14 protein-coding genes are annotated in these 16,334 nt (G+C 73.6%); 4 read left to right on the forward strand and 10 right to left on the reverse strand.

Translation table 11 applies throughout. The features are described from left to right. Positions 1-352 precede the first annotated feature (352 nt). The 5 genes from BJ971_RS19745 to BJ971_RS19765 all read right to left on the reverse strand — a co-directional run bounded on the left by BJ971_RS19745 (position 353) and on the right by BJ971_RS19765 (position 5,847). Positions 353-685 (reverse strand): small basic family protein, encoded by a 333-nt coding sequence (locus BJ971_RS19745; RefSeq protein WP_184994733.1) that lies wholly within the window; start codon positions 683-685, stop codon positions 353-355. Beyond that, positions 685-1,584 carry a DUF881 domain-containing protein gene (locus tag BJ971_RS19750; protein WP_184994734.1) on the reverse strand — a complete coding sequence of 300 codons (900 nt, stop codon included), beginning with the start codon at positions 1,582-1,584 and terminating at the stop codon, positions 685-687. Before BJ971_RS19750 ends, BJ971_RS19745 begins: the two co-directional genes overlap by 1 nt. Further along, positions 1,581-2,225 carry a cardiolipin synthase ClsA gene (clsA, locus tag BJ971_RS19755; protein WP_184994735.1) on the reverse strand — a complete coding sequence of 215 codons (645 nt, stop codon included), beginning with the start codon at positions 2,223-2,225 and terminating at the stop codon, positions 1,581-1,583. The genes BJ971_RS19750 and clsA overlap by 4 nt, the downstream gene beginning before the upstream one ends. A 228-nt stretch (positions 2,226-2,453) precedes the next feature. After that, positions 2,454-4,421, reverse strand: a complete 1,968-nt coding sequence (locus BJ971_RS19760; protein ID WP_184994736.1) for a vWA domain-containing protein — start codon at positions 4,419-4,421, stop codon at positions 2,454-2,456. Further along, on the reverse strand, positions 4,411-5,847 hold the full coding sequence (locus tag BJ971_RS19765; RefSeq protein WP_184994737.1) for a sigma 54-interacting transcriptional regulator: 1,437 nt from the start codon (positions 5,845-5,847) through the stop codon (positions 4,411-4,413). Before BJ971_RS19765 ends, BJ971_RS19760 begins: the two co-directional genes overlap by 11 nt. A gap of 102 nt (positions 5,848-5,949) precedes the next feature. Between BJ971_RS19765 and BJ971_RS19770 the strand changes: the two genes are divergently transcribed. Beyond that, positions 5,950-6,789, forward strand: coding sequence for a PhzF family phenazine biosynthesis protein (locus BJ971_RS19770; RefSeq protein WP_184994738.1), 840 nt, complete (start codon positions 5,950-5,952; stop codon positions 6,787-6,789). Positions 6,790-6,812: 23 nt separating this feature from the next. After that, on the forward strand, positions 6,813-8,447 hold the full coding sequence (locus tag BJ971_RS19775; RefSeq protein WP_184994739.1) for an ABC-F family ATP-binding cassette domain-containing protein: 1,635 nt from the start codon (positions 6,813-6,815) through the stop codon (positions 8,445-8,447). Here the strand turns inward: BJ971_RS19775 and BJ971_RS19780 are convergent. Beyond that, positions 8,437-10,050 (reverse strand): glycoside hydrolase family 10-like protein, encoded by a 1,614-nt coding sequence (locus BJ971_RS19780; protein WP_184994740.1) that lies wholly within the window; start codon positions 10,048-10,050, stop codon positions 8,437-8,439. The genes BJ971_RS19775 and BJ971_RS19780 overlap by 11 nt on opposite strands. Before the next feature lie 39 nt (positions 10,051-10,089). Between BJ971_RS19780 and BJ971_RS19785 the strand changes: the two genes are divergently transcribed. Then, positions 10,090-10,998, forward strand: coding sequence for an NAD(P)/FAD-dependent oxidoreductase (locus tag BJ971_RS19785; protein ID WP_377885349.1), 909 nt, complete (start codon positions 10,090-10,092; stop codon positions 10,996-10,998). Here the strand turns inward: BJ971_RS19785 and glgA are convergent. Continuing rightward, on the reverse strand, positions 10,980-12,203 hold the full coding sequence (glgA, locus tag BJ971_RS19790; protein WP_184994742.1) for a glycogen synthase: 1,224 nt from the start codon (positions 12,201-12,203) through the stop codon (positions 10,980-10,982). The two genes, BJ971_RS19785 and glgA, sit on opposite strands and share 19 nt — an antisense overlap. Before the next feature lie 59 nt (positions 12,204-12,262). Between glgA and glgC the strand changes: the two genes are divergently transcribed. Beyond that, positions 12,263-13,495, forward strand: a complete 1,233-nt coding sequence (gene glgC, locus BJ971_RS19795; RefSeq protein WP_184994743.1) for a glucose-1-phosphate adenylyltransferase — start codon at positions 12,263-12,265, stop codon at positions 13,493-13,495. 4 nt (positions 13,496-13,499) lie between these two features. On the opposite strand, the gene BJ971_RS19800 is transcribed toward glgC, so the two are convergent. From BJ971_RS19800 to BJ971_RS19810, 3 genes are read right to left on the reverse strand one after another with little or no spacing between them, the layout of a single operon-like run. Continuing rightward, positions 13,500-14,501: an AraC family transcriptional regulator gene (locus BJ971_RS19800; RefSeq protein ID WP_184994744.1), complete on the reverse strand. Its 1,002-nt coding sequence runs from the start codon at positions 14,499-14,501 to the stop codon at positions 13,500-13,502. 37 nt (positions 14,502-14,538) lie between these two features. Further along, a complete protein-coding gene (locus BJ971_RS19805) occupies positions 14,539-14,880 on the reverse strand; it encodes a phospholipase (RefSeq protein WP_184994745.1) in 342 nt (113 codons plus the stop codon). Next, the gene (locus BJ971_RS19810) at positions 14,877-16,283 is read right to left on the reverse strand and encodes a DUF4331 domain-containing protein (RefSeq protein WP_184994746.1); all 1,407 of its coding nucleotides are present in this window, start codon (positions 16,281-16,283) and stop codon (positions 14,877-14,879) included. Before BJ971_RS19810 ends, BJ971_RS19805 begins: the two co-directional genes overlap by 4 nt. Between the last annotated feature and the right edge of the window lie 51 nt (positions 16,284-16,334).

Genomic DNA, 16,334 nt, shown 5'->3' on the forward strand with positions numbered 1-16,334 from the left:
CGATCGGCGACGGGACCGGGGCCGGGCGCGCGTCGGCGGTCGACGCCGGGACGGCGGGCGGCGCGGCGTCACCGGGCGACACCGAGGCGGAAGCCGGATGCGCGGCACCGGTCGACGGCGGAATGGTGGACGGCGCGGCGTCACCGGGCGGGACGGAATCGGGGGCGTCGCCGATCGGCGAAGGGGCCGGGGCCGGGCGCGCATCGGTGGTCGACGCCGCGGCGGCGGGCGGCTCGGCGTCGCCGGTCGGGTCGGGGGCGGGAATCGGCTCCCGCGCGGGCGCGGGCGTGCCGGTGTCGTCCTGCGGCACCGGTACCCGGCCGGTCTTCTCGTCGTCGCTCATCGACAGCCCCTACGCCCGGAACAGGTGCCGGCGGATCGCGGCCACGTTGCCGAAGATCCTGACGCCGAGCACCACCACGACGCCGATGGAGAGCTGACCGCCGACGCCGAGCTGGTCGCCCAGGTACACGATGATGCCGGCGACCAGCACGTTCGAGATGAACGAGACCACGAACTGCTTGTCGTCGAAGATCCCGTCGAGCTTCGCGCGCACGCCGCCGAAGACCGCGTCCAGCGCGGCGACGACCGCGATGGGCAGGTAGGGCTGTAGCGCGGGCGGCACCGTCGGATGGAAGACGATGCCGAGCACGACTCCGGCGATCAGGGCGAGTACGGCGATCATCAGCCGCCTTTCGACGCTTTGCTGGACGGGGACGTCGGCGCGCCCGAGACCCCGGACCCCGGGTCGGCCGGCACGGCCTGGCGCAGGTTCGGCTCGGTGGCGGCGTCGAGGGTGGCGTTCCTGACGTCGGCGACGTCGTACGCGATGCCGTACCGGGTGCTCAGGGCCCGGAAGAACCGGCCGGCCGAGCCGTCCCGGAATTCGTCGGCGAGCGAGTCCGGGCCGATCGCGACGACCTGGTAGGGCGTGGTCACCGGCCGGAAGTCGACGAGGATCGCCTCGCCGGCCTGCCGGATGGTCGAGGTGGCGGTGAGCCGCTGGCCGTTGACCGCGATCGCCTCGGCGCCCGCCGCCCAGAGCGCGTTGGCGGCCATCTGGAGGTCGGTGTCGCGGACCCGGGCCTCGTTCTTTCTCTCGCCGGTCAGTGGGTCCACCGGCGTCGGCCCATCGGCCACCGTGACTTTGACGCCCGGGCCGCGCACCGGGGCGAGCCCGGTCTGCGCCTCCATGTCCCGCAGGCGGGCCACGGCCGCGCCGCCGAGCTGCTTCTCCCGCAGGTCGGCGACCTCCGCGCGGAGCCGGTCGGCGCGGTCCTGCAGCTCGGAGGTGGCGGTGCGGCGGCTCTGCACCTGCTCGATGAGGGTGTCCCGGGCCTGGGTGCGGGCCGGCTCGGCGGCCATCGTCTGCTGGTAGGCGACCACCAGCAGGAAGCCGAGCGCGACGAGGGTCAGCATGCTGACCCCGCTGATCATCGCCTTCCGGGTGCCGGTCGCGCCCTCGCCGCGGGCCTTGCGGGCGGCGGCGTCGGCGTAGCCGGCGTCGAGCGGGTTGTGGAACAGCTCGGTCAGGAAGTCGGGCGTGAACCGGCGCTGCCCGTCACCGGCGTCGGGCGAGGTCATCCGGCGACGGCCCTGACCCGGGCCTGCTCGGCCCGGTCGGCGCGCAGCATCGCGCGGGCCTGCGCCAGGTAGAGCACCGCCGCCGCCCAGTAGAGGCCGAGCGCCCACCAGGCCAGGGCCCAGCCGATCGGCAGGGCGATCGGCGCCGTCGACGGGACGGCCGTGGCGAGCAGCAGCGTCGGGAACGCCCCGAGCAGCACGAACGTGCCGGTCTTGCCGAGGTAGTGCACCGGCGGCGGCCCGTAGCCGTGCCGGCGCAGCACCAGCAGGGCGACGCCGAGCACGGCCTCGCGCAGCAGCAGGGCGACGGTCAGCCACCAGGGCACGACTCCGCGCACGGTGAAGCCGATCAGGGTGGCGAGGATGTAGAGCCGGTCGGCGAACGGATCGAGCAGCTCGCCGAGGCGGCTGACGGAGTTCATCCGGCGGGCCACGTAGCCGTCGACCCAGTCCGTCGTCCCGCCGAGGGTGAGCACGATGACGGCGGCGACGTCGTTCTGCGGCACGAGCAGCAGGTAGAGGAAGAGCGGCACGCCGAGCAGCCGGGCGAAGCTGATGACGTTGGGGATCGTCCAGATCCGGTCCGAGGCGGCGATCGGCGCGGCGGGTCCGGGCGTCACGCGCGCAGGCTGCTGCGACATCGCGCCCCTCCCCCCTGCCGGCCCCGGGTTCCCCACCCGTGGACGTCACTTCCGCGGCCCCCGGCCGCCGGCCGGGCGCACCCCGGCCGGTCACTCGCCGAGCCACTATAACCAGGCCCGTCGCTGTCCCGGTCGACCCCGGCCGGACGGCGCGACGGTCGTCGTGCCGGACACAGCCTCTAAGCCATCCTAGGATGAAGGTTGCGGAGCGTCGCCGGGCGGTACCGGTCAGCGTCTGCCGCGGCGGCTGCGCACATAGTCGTCGACCACGTAGCGGCCGAGCTCCGCGATGTCGGGGCTGAAGACCCGCCCGCCGCTGCGCTGGGCGACCGCGTCCACGAAGCGGCGCAGGCCCGGGTCCTCACCCAGCATGAAGACGTTCAGCGTCGCGCCGTAGCGGGTGAGCAGGTCGACCTCGTGGACCGTGAGCCGCACGGTCTCCGGGCGCGGCGGCCAGTCGAAGGACGCCTGGCCGTCGTCGTCCAGGTGCGCGGTCGGCTCGCCGTCGGTCACCACCAGCACGACCGGTTCCGCGCCGGGGTGCCGGCGCAGGTGCCGGCCGGCCAGTTTCAGCGCGTGCTGGAGGTTGGTGCCCTTGACCATGTCCGGCTCGATCGCCGCGAGCTCGCCCTGCGACAGGCTCATCGCGTATCTGCCGAAGCCGACGATCTGGAGCGAGTCCTGCGGGAACCGGGTCGCCACCAGGTGTGACAGGGCCAGGGCCGTCTGCTTCATCGGGCCCCAGCGGCCGTCGGCGAACATGGAGTAGGACAGGTCGACGCAGAGCGCCACCGCCGCCGAGGCCCGGCGCTCGGTCTCGGCGACCTCGAAGTCCTCCGGCTCGAGTCGGACCGGCAGCGTGCCGACGCCGCCACCGCCGCCCGCCCGGCGGCGGATCGCGTTGCCGATGGTGCGGACCACGTCGAGCGGCTGTTCGTCGCCGAACCGCCAGCGCCGCGACGACCCGGTCAGGTCGCCGGCCGCGCCCGCGTCCCGCAGGTCGTGCTCGCCGCCCTTGCGGCCGGACAGGTCCGAGAAGACCCGGGCCAGGGCGGTGCGGCCGAGCCGGCGCAGCGCCTTGGGCGTCAGCGTGAGGCCGTCGTCGTCGCGGGTCACCCAGCCCTGCCGGCGCAGCTCGCGCTCGAGCTCGCGCAGCCGGCGCACGTCGTCCGCGGCGGCACGGCCGAGCTGACGACCCACCGCCTCGACGTCGACGTCGTCGAGCGTCGCGCCGGGATGGTCCTGGGCGAGCTGGTCGAGCAGGTCGTCGAGCTCGCCCAGCTCGCCGAGCGCCGCGGTCGCGTCGCCGTAGCCGAGGTCCCGCTCGCCGCGCATCCGCTCGCCGCGGCTCCAGTCGAGGTCGGGGCGCAGCGCCCGCAGGTTGTCGCTCAGCTCGGCGAGCCGGCCGCGCAGCGGGCCGTCGCCCAGCGCCTGGTCCATGAGGCTGGAGAGCTCCTCGCGCTGCTGCGGGCTCAGCGAGCGCATCAGCCGCTCGGCCGCCGCGGCCCGCCGGGCCAGGGAGTCGATCAGCTCGTCGACGTTGCGCGGGTGCTCCGGGAAGAGGTCGCCGTGTTTCTCCATGAACCGCTGGAACGCGTCGTCGGTGTCCTCGCCCCGGGCGTGCCGGCCGAGCAGGTCGTTGAGGTCGGCGACCAGCTCGTCGACCCGGGCGTCGGTGGCCGGGTCGCGGGCGCGAAGCGCGTCGCGCAGGCCCGCGAAGCGCTGCTCGACCACCTCGCGCCGCAGCCCGTCGAGGATCTGCCGGTAGGTTTCCCGGGCCTCGTCGCTGGCCCAGTCGTAGTCGGACAGCTCCTGCACCGCCTGGGCGGTGGAGCGGGGCAGGTTGTCCAGCACCGCCTCCTGGAAGCGGGCATCGTCGTCGTCGCGGCCGCGCAGCACGTCGCGTTCGGCCGCGACGGCCTGGTCGAGCAGCTGCCGGGCCCGGGTGACCGCGCCGTCGAGGTTGCCGCGGCGCAGGGTCTCCCGGCGCAGCCGCCGGGCGCGGGCCTCCAGGTCGTCGAGGCCACGGCCGTCGCGGGGGCCGCGGCGCAGCAGGTCACGCAGGGCGTCGCGGAGGCTGCCGCCGCCGAGCACCCGCTCGCCGACCTGGTCCACCGCCGCCCGCACGTCGTAGGGCGGCGCGAGCGGATCGGGCCCGTCACGCCAGGCCCCGTACCGGAATCGGTTACCGCTCATGATCATTTCCGTAGCGGATGTGGCCGTCGTCGGTCAGCTCCTTGGCCAGCCGGCGGGTGAGGTGCAGGCCCTCCAGGACGAACTCGACGCCGGAGGCGGCCTGGCCGGGGCTCGGCGCGTCGCCGAGCCCGAGCCGGTCGAGGACCTTGGCCAGCCCGGGCACGGTGCCGATCTGGCCGAGCAGCTCCTGCGCCGAGACCAGGTCGCCGGTCTCGATGACGGTGCCGCCGGCGACCAGGTCGGTGAAGCCGGACAGGTCGAGCCCGGCCAGCCGGGCCCGGAACGTCTCGGCGGTGGCCACCCGCAGCAGGTGGCCGAGGATCTCGGTCTCCCGGCCCTCCTCGCCGCTCTCGAACTCGACCTTGCCGCGCAGCGTGCTGGTCACCGAGATCGTGTCGCAGATCCGGGCGACGGCCTCGCGCTCGTTGCGCAGCCCGGCCCGGCGCAGCGCGGACGCGGCGATGGTCTCGGCCGCCGCGATGGCGAACCGGGCGGAGATACCGGAGCGCGCGTCGACGGCCGGCGATTCGCGGACCGCGCGGGTGTGCCGGGCGATGACGTCGACGAGGTGGTCCGGCACCTCGGCCGCGAGCGCCGCCTCCTGCCGGATCAGCGCCGTCTCCAGCTCGATCTCGAGCGGGTAGTGCGTGCGGATCTCGGCGCCGAAGCGGTCCTTGAGCGGGGTGATGATCCGGCCGCGGTTGGTGTAGTCCTCCGGGTTGGCGGACGCGACCAGCAGCAGGTCGAGCGGCAGCCGCAGCTGGTAGCCGCGGACCTGGATGTCGCGCTCCTCCAGCACGTTGAGCAGGGAGACCTGGATGCGCTCGGCGAGGTCGGGCAGCTCGTTGACGGCGAAGATGCCCCGGTTGGTGCGCGGCACCAGGCCGAAGTGGATGGTGTCCGGGTCGCCGAGGGCGCGCCCCTGCGCGACCTTGATCGGGTCGACGTCGCCGATGAGGTCGCCGACGCTGGTATCCGGGGTGGCGAGCTTCTCGCCGTAGCGCTCGGAGCGGTGCAGCCAGGAGATCGGCAGCAGGTCGCCGGCCTCCGCCGCGACCCGGCGGGTCGCCGGGGTGAGCGGGTGGTACGGGTGTTCGCGCAGCTCGGAGCCCGTGATGTAGGGCGTCCACTCGTCGAGCAGGCCGACGAGCCCGCGGATCAGCCGGGTCTTGCCCTGCCCGCGCTCGCCGAGCAGGACCATGTCGTGGCCGGCGAGCAGGGCGCGCTCGACCTCGGGCAGCACGGTGTCGTCGTAGCCGACGATGCCGGGGAAGCGCGGCACGCCCCGGCGCAGGCGGTCGAGCAGGTTGTCGCGCAGCTCCGCCTTCACGGTGCGGAAGACGTGGCCGCTCGCGCGGAGCGCGCCGAGGGTGCGCGGAAGATCGGTAGGCGGTGTGGGTACGAGCTGTGTGGAAGCTTCGGTCACTTCGGAAACGCTACCCCCGCCCTGTGACAAGTGACGGCGGCCGCGTCCAGCCCCGGCGAATTGGCTCTGGTCCGCCGCCGCCGTCCCCGGAACGCTGAACGCATGAGCGATCTTGAGATCCTGCGTTACGCGGCGTTCAGCGCGGACCCGGCCGGCGGCAACCCCGCGGGCGTGGTGCTGGACGCGAGCGCCCTGTCCGAGGCCGCGATGCAGGCGATCGCGGCGGACCTCGGCTACGCGGAGACCGCGTTCCTGACCGAGGACCGCGGCGCGGGCACCTTCCGGATCCGGTACTTCAGCCCGCTCGCCGAGGTGCCCTTCTGCGGGCACGCGACGGTCGCCACCGCGGTGGCGCTGTCCGAACGGCGGGGCCCGGGCGGGTTCGTCTTCGTCACCAACGCCGGCGAGGTGCCGGTGACCGTCGACGACGCTCGGACGGCCACGCTGACCAGCGTCGGCACCCGCGTCGCGGACCTGGCCGGCGCCGACTTGGCGGACCTGCTGGCGGCGCTGCGCTGGCGCCAGGACGAGCTGGACCCCGCGCTGCCGCCGCGGGTCGCGTACGCGGGCGCGCACCACCCGGTGATCGCGGCGGCGAGCCGCGACCGGCTCGCGAAGCTGGACTACGACGTCCCCGCCCTGAAGTCCCTGATGGAGGCGAAGGGCTGGACCACGGTCCAGCTGGTCTGGCGCGCGGCAGCCGACCGCTTCGACGTGCGCGACCCGTTCCCGGTCGGCGGGGTCTACGAGGACCCGGCCACCGGCGCCGCGGCGGCCGCCCTCGGCGGCTACCTGCGCGAGCTCGGCCTGGTACCCGGCGACGCGGTCCTGCACCTGTCGCAGGGCGACGACCTCGGGCGCCCCGGCCGGCTCACGGTCACCCTGACCCCCGGCGAGCAGGGCGTGCGGGTCAGCGGCACGGCGGTGGCGATGCCCGCGTAGCGCCGCCACTAGAGTCGGTGCCGATGAGCGCCACGATGATCGTCCGGGAACTAGCCGCGGGGCACGGCGACCGCACCCTGTTCAGTTCGCTCGACCTGGTGGTCGCGCCCGGCGACGTGATCGGCCTGGTCGGCGTCAACGGGGCGGGCAAGACCACGCTGCTGCGTACCCTCGCGGGTCTGCTGCCGGTCGAGGCCGGCGCGGTGACGCTGAGCCCGCCGACCGCCAACGTCGGCTATCTGCCGCAGGAGCGGGACCGGCGCCCGGGCGAGACGGTGCGGGACTTCCTGGCCCGGCGCACCGGCGTCGGTGCGGCGCAGGCCGCCATGGACCGCGCCGCCGAGGCCCTGGCCGGCGGCGAGCCGGGCGCGGACGAGACCTACGGTGCCGCGCTCGAACGCTGGCTCGACCTCGGCGGCGCCGACCTGGAGGAACGCGCGGAGCAGATCGCGGCCGAGCTGGGCCTGGCCGTGGCGCTCGACCATCCGATGACCGCGCTCTCCGGCGGGCAGGCGGCCCGGGCCGGGATGGCGTCGCTGCTGCTCAGCCGCTACGACGTCTTCCTGCTCGACGAGCCGACGAACGACCTCGACCTGGACGGCCTCGGCCGGCTGGAGCAGTTCGTGACCGGGCTGCGCGCGGGCACCCTGCTGGTCAGCCACGACCGCGAGTTCCTCACCCGCACGGTCACCGCGGTGCTCGAGCTCGACCTGGCGCAGCAGCAGGTCCGGCTCTTCGGCGGCGGCTACGCCGCCTACCTCGAGGAGCGCGAGCGGGCCCGGCGGCACGCCCGCGAGGACTACGACGAGTACGCCGACCGCAAGGGCGCGCTGCTGGAGCGGGCGCAGATGCAGCGCGGCTGGATGGAGCACGGCGTGCGCAACGCGCGCCGCAAGTCCAAGGACAACGACAAGATCGGCCGGAACCTGCGGGCCGAGTCGACGGAGAAGCAGGCCGCCAAGGCGCGCCAGACCCAGCGGATGATCGAGCGGCTGGAGGTGGTCGAGGAGCCGCGCAAGGAGTGGGAACTGAAGATGGAGATCGCCGCCGCGCCCCGCGCCGGCGCCGTCGTGGCCACCCTGCGCGACGCATCCGTACGCCGGGGAGCGTTCCGCCTCGGCCCGGTGACGCTCCAGATCGACTGGGCGGACCGGGTGGCGATCACCGGCGCGAACGGCTCCGGCAAGTCGACGCTGCTGGCGGCCCTGCTCGGCCGCCTGCCGCTCGACGAGGGCTCGGCCGTCCTCGGCCCGGGCGTGGTCGTCGGCGAGGTCGACCAGGCGCGCGGGCTGTTCCTCGGCGACGAACCCCTGGCGGCCGCGTTCGGCGCCGCCGTGCCCGAGCTCGCCGACGCCGACGTCCGCACGCTGCTCGCCAAGTTCGGGCTGCGGGCCGCGCACGTGCTGCGCCCCGCCGGCACCCTCTCGCCGGGCGAGCGGACCCGGGCCGCGCTGGCCCTGCTCCAGGCCCGCGGCGTCAACCTGCTGGTGCTCGACGAGCCGACGAACCACCTCGACCTGGCCGCCATCGAACAGCTCGAGGAGGCCCTGGCGAGCTACGCCGGCACCCTGCTGCTGGTCACCCACGACCGGCGGATGCTGGCGGCGGTGCGGACCACCCGGCACCTCGAGGTGTCCGACGGCAAGGTCACGGGCTGAGGTCCCTCGGCGCGCTGACCGGGCCCTCGTTGCCGGAGCGGTCCAGGGCGCTGAGGCAGTAGGCCGCGCCGCCGGCCGGCGGCGACGGGTCGGCGACCTTGGCACCCGCGCGGCCGGCCGCGACCAGGTCGGCGGCGGCGCCGTCGACGCGGTAGAGCGCCCAGCTCGCCGGCTCCGGGCCCGGGCCCGGCTGCCAGTCCAGCTCGACGGTGCCGCCGGCCTGCCGGGCGGAGACGAGCCGGGGCGCGGCGGGCGCCCGCGCGGGCAGCCGGCGCATCGTCGGCAGCAGCGCCGGAGCGGCGTAGTGGTGGTCGCGGTAGCGGCTGACCGCGCCGAGCTTGTCCCGGCGGATCTGCTTGGCGCTGAAGTGCACGCTGCCCTGCACGGCGTACCGGTCGTTGAGGGTTAGCTGGCGGTCGAGCTGGTCGGGCCGGCTCCACGGGCCCTTCTCGCCGACCCGGTAGTCGCCCTGGCCGATGTACAGCTGCACCCCGGTGCCCTTGACCAGGGCGGACCACCAGGGCAGCACCTTGGCGTAGTCGGCCCGGTCGAAGCCGATCGCCCAGTAGAGCTGCGGCACGATGTAGTCGAGCCAGCCCTCGCGCACCCACTTGCGGGTGTCGGCGTAGATGGCGTCGTAGCTCTCCAGGCCGTGCGTGTCCGAGCCGGCCTTGTCGGTGCCGGCGTTGCGCCAGATGCCGAACGGGCTGATGCCGAACTTCACCCACGGCTTGAGCTGCCTGATCCGCTCGCTCATCTCGCGGACCAGGGTGTCCACGTTCGCCCGCCGCCAGTCGGCGCGGCCCTGCGACTTGTCGGCGCGCCGGGCGAAGCTGGCGTCGTCCTTGAACTCGTGCCCGCCGCCCTCCGGGTACGGGTAGAAGAAGTCGTCGAAGTGCACGCCGTCCACGTCGTACCGCTGCACCGCCTCGAGCATCGCGTCCTCGACGAAGCGGCGGGCGTCCGGGTTGCCCGGGTCGAAGTAGAGCCGGGCCCGCGCGCCCTCCGGGTAGGAGATGGCCCAGTCCCGGTGCTTGAGCAGCGGATGCCCGGGCGCGAGCTTGCCGAAGTCGGCGCCGGGCCCGGACGGCGCGGGCTGGGTGCCCCGGTACGGGTTGAACCAGGCGTGGAACTCCAGGTTGCGGGCGTGCGCCTCGGCGACCATGAACTCCATCGGGTCCCAGCCGGGCGACCGGCCGTCGCGCCGCCCGGTGAGCCACTCGGACCACGGCGCGTACTTCGACTCCCAGAACGCGTCGCCGCTGGGCCGCACGTGCACGAAGATCGCGTTGTGCCGCATCGAGACGGCCAGGTCCAGCCACCCGCGGTACTCGGCCTGCACCTGCTCCTTGGGCAGGCCGGGGCGGCTCGGCCAGTCGATGTTCATCACCGTGGTGAGCCACATGCCGCGCAGCTCCCGCGCCGCCCTGACCGGCACGTTCCCGCACCGGCCGGGCACGCCCGGCCCTGCCTGCGCCGCGGCGACCGGCCCGGCACCGGGCGGGTCGTACGTGGCGGCCCGCACCAGCCCGATGCCGAGCACCGCGACGCCGAACAGCACGGCGGCGACGATCAGGACGGGTCGGACTCCGGGACGGCGCATGGCACCCAGTGTGCCCGGTCATAGGCTGCGGTCATGAATGTGGTCGTCGTCGGCGCGGGGATCGCGGGGCTGGCCTGTGCCGCCGAGCTGGCGGCCGCCGGGGTGCGCGTCCGGGTGCACGAGCGCGGGCCGCGGGTCGGCGGGCGGCTGGCCGTCGACAGCCTCGGCGGACGGTACGCGGACATCGGCGCCGCCTACCTGGTCGCCGACGACCCGGACTTCGCGGACGTCGCGCGACGGTGGCGGGACCGCGGGCTGGCCCGGCCCTGGACGGACACCCTCGCGGTGTTCCAGGGCCGGCTGCCCGGCCAGCCGGCCGCCGGGCCGGTGCGCTGGGCGGCGCCCGGCGGCCTGCGCTCGCTCGCGGAGGACCTGGCCACCGGGCTCGACGTCGTCCTGAACAGCGAGCTGGACGCGGTGCCGCCCGACGCCGACGCCGTCGTGCTGGCCATGCCCGGCCCGCAGGCGCTGCGCCTGCGGCCGCCCGCCGCCGTCGCGGACGCCGCGCGGGCGCAGGCGTGGGAGCCGGTGCTCACCGCCGTCTGCGCGTACCCGCGGCGGTCGTGGCCCGGCTTCCGCGGCGCGTTCGTGAACGACCACCCGGTGCTGGCCACGGTCTGCGACGACGGCGACCGGCGCGGCGACCTGGCCCCGGTCCTGGTCGCGCACTCGACGGCCGGGTTCGCGCGGCCCCGGCTGGACGACCCGGACGCGGCGGGCGGGGAGCTGGCCGCGGCGGTCAACGACCTGCTCGGCCTGGACGAGCGGCCCGAGGTGCGGGTGCACCGCTGGACCTACGCCCGGCCCTCCTCCCCCGGCACACCGCCGTTCGTCACCGACGGCCGGGTGTGGCTCGCCGGGGACGCGTTCGGCCGGCCGCGCGTCCAGACGGCCTGGCTGTCGGGCCGGGCCGCCGGCCGGGCGGTGATTCAGAGCACCGAGCGGTAGACCTCCAGGGTGTCCACGGCGATCCGGGACCAGCTGAAGTGCTCCACGGCGCGGCGCCGGCCGGCCAGGCCCATCCGCGCGGCCCGCTCCGGGTCCTCGATCAGGGCCGTCATCGCCGCGGCCAGATCCGCGACGAACCGGTCCGGGTCGACCGGCGTGCCGGTGCCGTCGGCGACCTGCTCGATCGGGACCAGCACGCCCGTCTCGCCGTCCGCGACGACCTCCGGGATGCCGCCCGTCGCGGTCGCGACCACCGCGGTCTCGCAGGCCATCGCCTCCAGGTTGACGATGCCCATCGGCTCGTAGATCGACGGGCAGACGAAGACCGTCGCGTGCGTCAGCACCTGGACCACCTCGTGCTTGGGCAGCATCTCCTGCACCCAGATCACGCCCTTCGGGTCGCGGGCGTCGCGCAGCCGGTCCGCCAGCTCGCCGACCTCGGCGGCGATCTCCGGCGTGTCCGGCGCGCCCGCGAGCAGCACGATCTGCGTCTCCGGCGGCAGGCCGTGGCAGGCGCGCATCAGGTACGGCAGGCCCTTCTGCCGGGTGATCCGGCCGACGAAGACCACGCTGGGGCGGCTCAGGTCGATGCCGAGGCGCTCGACCACGTCGGTGTCGCGGTCCGGTGCGTACTGGGACGTGTCGATCCCGTTGTAGACCACCCGGATCCGGTCCGGGTCGACGCCCGGGTACGCGGTCAGCACGTCCCGCTTCATGCCACCGGAGACGGCGATGACGGCGTCGGCGCCCTCGATGGCCGTGCGCTCGCAGAACGACGAGAGTGCGTAGCCGCCGCCGAGCTGCTCGGCCTTCCACGGGCGCAGCGGCTCCAGGCTGTGCGTGGTGACCACGTGCGGCACGCCGTACAGCAGCTTCGCGGTGTGGCCGGCGAAGTTCGCGTACCAGGTGTGGCTGTGCACGATGTCCGTGCCCGCGCAGCCGGCCGCCATCGACAGGTCGACGCCCATGGTGCGCAGCGCCGCGTTGGCGCCGGCCAGGGCGCCGGGCTCGGGGTGCGCCGTCACGCCCGGCTCGTCGCGTTTCGCGCCGAAGCAGTGCACCCGGACGTCGGCGAGCGGCCGCAGGTCCCGGGCGAGATATTCGACGTGCACCCCGGCGCCGCCGTAAACCTCCGGGGGGTACTCCCGGGTGAGGAGGTCGACGCGGAGGCCCGCGCCCTTGGCGTTGGAACGCGAGTCGGTCACGTGCGCAGAATAGTCCCTTCGACTGGCGTAAGGGCACGCGGAAAGTTAGCGTCACGGGCATGGCTGTCAAGGTGCTCGCGATCGTGCTCGCAGGAGGCGAAGGCAAGCGCCTGATGCCCCTGACCGCGGATCGGGCCAAGCCCGGCGTGCCGTTCGGCGGCATCTATCGCATGATCGACTTCGTGCTCTCGAACCTGGCCGGCGGCGGGTTCCTGAAGATAGTCGTGCTGACCCAGTACAAGTCCCACTCGCTCGACCGGCACATCACCAAGACCTGGCGGATGTCGACGCTGCTCGGCAACTACGTGACGCCCGTGCCGGCGCAGCAGCGGCTCGGGCCGCGCTGGTTCGCGGGCTCGGCGGACGCCATCTATCAGAGCCTCAATCTGATCAACGACGAGCGCCCCGACTACGTCATCGTCTTCGGCGCGGACCACATCTACCGCATGGATCCGAAGCAGATGGTCGACGACCACATCGCCTCGGGCGCGTCGGTGACTGTCGCCGGCATCCGCCAGCCGAGGTCGATGTCCGACCAGTTCGGCGTCATCGACGTCGGCGCGGACGGCAAGCGGATCCGCGCGTTCCGCGAGAAGCCGGTCGACGTCGAGGGCCTGCCGGACGCACCGGACGAGATCTTCGCCTCGATGGGCAACTACGTCTTCACCACCCGGGCGCTGTGCGAGGCGGTCACCGCCGACGCGCAGAACCCGGACAGCAAGCACGACATGGGCGGCAACATCATACCGATGTTGGTAGAACGCGGTGAAGCAAACGTCTACGACTTCCGCGACAACGACGTGCCGGGCAGCACCGAACGCGACCGCGGCTACTGGCGCGACGTGGGGACGCTCGACTCGTTCTACGAGGCGCACATGGACCTGACCGCGACCGAGCCGGTCTTCAACCTCTACAACATGGACTGGCCGATCTTCACCAACTACGGCTCCTGGCCGCCGGCGAAGTTCGTGCACGGCAGCGACGACCGCCTGGGCCGCGCGGTCGAGTCCATGATCTCCCCCGGCGTGGTGATCTCCGGATCCCTGGTCGAGCGCTCGGTGGTCTCGCCGAACGTGCGGGTGAACTCCTGGTCCCACGTGGAGGGCTCGGTCCTGATGGAGGGCGTGCAGGTCGGCCGCCGCGCGGTGGTCCGCAACGCGATCATCGACAAGAACGTGATCATCCCGGAAGGCGCCGAGATCGGCGTCGACCTGGACCGCGACCGCAAGCGCTACACCGTCTCGGACGCCGGGATCGTCGTGGTCGGCAAGGGCCAGCTGATCGAGCTCTGAGCATTCAATAGCCGTCGCGCAGCGTCTGCGACGGCGAGACGCCGTAGCGTTCCCGGTAGGCGCCGGCGAAGCGGCCCAGGTGGGTGAAGCCCCAGCGGGTCGCCACCTCGCTCACGCTGAGCTGGTCCGGGCCGGCCCGGCTCAGCTCGGCGTGCACCCGCTCCAGCCGCAGGCGGCGCAGGTAGGTCAGCGGCGGCACGCCGACGTGCTGGCGGAAGGACTCCTGAAGCACCCGGATGCCCACGCCCGCGATGGCGGCCAGCTCGGCCGCGGTGAAGGGGCGGCCCGGCTCGGCGTGCATCGCGTCGAGGGTGCGCTTGACCGTGCGGGGGCGCCGCGCCGTCGGCCGGGCGGGCGTGCCGTCCACGTAGGGGTGCTCGACGGCCTGTGCGAGGCCGCTGACCGCCAGCTCGCGCCACTGGCGCAGCAGCTGCGGCAGCAGGCTGAGGCCGTCCGCCTGGCGTGCCTCGGCGTGCAGCAGGCGGATCAGGGCCAGCCAGGAGCGGCCCGGGCCGCCCGCGACGCCGAACGTCGCGCCCGGCGGCAGGATCAGGCCGAGCTCGCGCTCCAGGGCCAGGCGGTCCACCTTGACGCTGATCAGCCGGCAGTCCGCCGACCAGCGCAGGTCGATGTCGCCGACCGGGCGGAACACCGCCGCCCGGCTCGGGTCCGCCGTCGTCGCGGCGCCGCCGTGCCGCACGTGCACGCCGCCGGTCAGCGGCGCCAGCACGTGGTATGCCGTCTCGAGGGAGCCGCTGGCCAGGCAGATCTCCGCGCCGTAGCTGATCTCGCCGATCGTGACCGGGCCGAGCTGCACGACCTCGCCGGAGAACGCGAAGGTCTCGAGGCTGCCGGTCGGCGTCACCTCGATCGGCCCGTAGTACATCCGGCGGCAGAACGCGCGCGCCTCGTCCACGTCCCGGGTGCGCAGGCTGGAGTGGACCGCGATGTCCCCGCCCGGTGTCTCCGCAACGGGCTCCTGGCCGACCGCCCCTGCCGTGTCCATCAGGTCACCCTAGACCGGCAGAGGCGGCGAACGCCGCTCACACTTTTGCGGGCACCGGCCATTCGTACTCGGTGACGGCCCCGCTGCGGACCTCCACCTCGGCCAGCGCCGTGTCCGGATCGCGCCACACGACGTAGCGCCCCTCGGCGAGGCTGTCGATGACGACGCTGAACAGGACGCCGTCGCGCACGTACCGGGCACGGACCGCGGCGTGGGTGCGCCGGTCCGGCTCGCCGACCGGGCTGACCTCGATCTCGTGCCCGTGCAGGCTGCCCGGGGTGTGAATGACCAGCGCGCCGATGCCACGGCCGATGTTGAGCACCACCGTTCCCTGACCGGAGGGGTCGAGGGTGTGGTGATGATGGGCGCCCGCGCTCACTTGTCCTCCGGCTCCGGGTTGTTGAAGCCGTCGAACGGCACCCCGAGGTAGGGGAAGTTCTTCAGCAGCTTCGAGCTGGCGTCCTTGGCCGACAGCCCCTGCTCGACCAGCGCGGCCGCGTCGTCCGGGGTGAACTTCTCGTCCACCAGCGGGACGGTCACGCCGGCGATCGCGCGCAGCGAGATCGACACGACGTCGTCGGCGACGCGGCGCCCGTTCGGGAAGCCGGCCAGGTCACCGCCGAGGATGCCGAACGCGTTGGCGTCCTTGGTGGTGGGCGGGATCGCCGTGTTCAGCCGCAGCATGTCGGCCTGCACCGTGCCGGTGTTGTTCTGGAAGTTGTCGATGAGCCCGTCGGGGATGCCGGTGAGCAGGATCGCGACCAGGTCGGCGCGGGGCGTCTTGGCCTTGTTGAGCTCGGCCAGGTTGTCGAACAGGCCCGGGTAGAGCACCGGCAGCAGCCCGCCCAGCTCCGGCTGCTCGACGAACTCGGCGAAGCGCTTGTCCTCGCTCGGCGGCAGGCTGTTCCACAGGTCCTTCTGCGCCATCGGCACGATGACCTCGTTGAACAGCGGGTTGCCGAGCCGGGAGACCTGCACCTGCGGGCCCACGTACACGTCGTCGTTCTTGCGGCCGTGCCGGACCTGGACCTGGCGGCGGCTCGCGGAGGTCCACACGCCGATGACCGCCTCGGGGTCGCGGCCGCGGACCTTCTTCTTGCCGTCGCGGCGCACGTAGTGCAGCGGCAGCTGGATGGCGATGCTGTGCACGTTCATCTTGTCGGTGGCGTTGACCGCCTTGCCGGCGTAGTTGAACAGCTTCTGCCCGACCAGGTGCTTGTCCTGGAACGGCCGCAGCGTGCCGAGGTCGAAGATCGCGCCGAGGTCGACGAAGAACGGGTCGGCCCGCTGGCCGGCGAAGACCTTCTCGCCGGTCTTGAGCTTGTGCACCGCGTCAGCGGCCAGCTTGTCGTAGTCCGGGATCGACAGCGGACCGACGTTGCAGGGCGGGCAGGGCAGCTTCTCCGCGAGCACGGTGTGCTTGCCGCTGGCGTCGACCCGGGTCACCGAGTAGAACTGCCGCCGGTTCCAGTTCTCGCTGTCAAGCGACTCGATCGGGCCGGTGTTGTAGAGGAACGTCCGGTCGTTGCGCAGCTCGGTGCGGAAGCGGAACTGGTACGTCAGGTCGGGACGCCCGTCACCGTTCTTGTCGACGTGGATCTCGTAGAGCACGTCGTCGCCGAACTCGAAGAAGTTCGGTCCGCTCGCGGGAAGCTGGAGCGGGACGTAGTTGGCGATCAGGGTGACGGTGTCCGGGTGGTCCGGGCTGACGAACGCGTACAGGTCGGCGCTGTCGGCCACCGGGTCCTTGCTGATCTCCGGCGCTTCGCGGTGCGATGACATGAGTCTTCTTCCTTACTCAGGAATCGGGGGTCCTACCGGGCGAGGAAGCGG

This window comes from Amorphoplanes digitatis (genome assembly GCF_014205335.1).
Taxonomy (GTDB): Bacteria; Actinomycetota; Actinomycetes; order Mycobacteriales; family Micromonosporaceae; genus Actinoplanes; species Actinoplanes digitatus.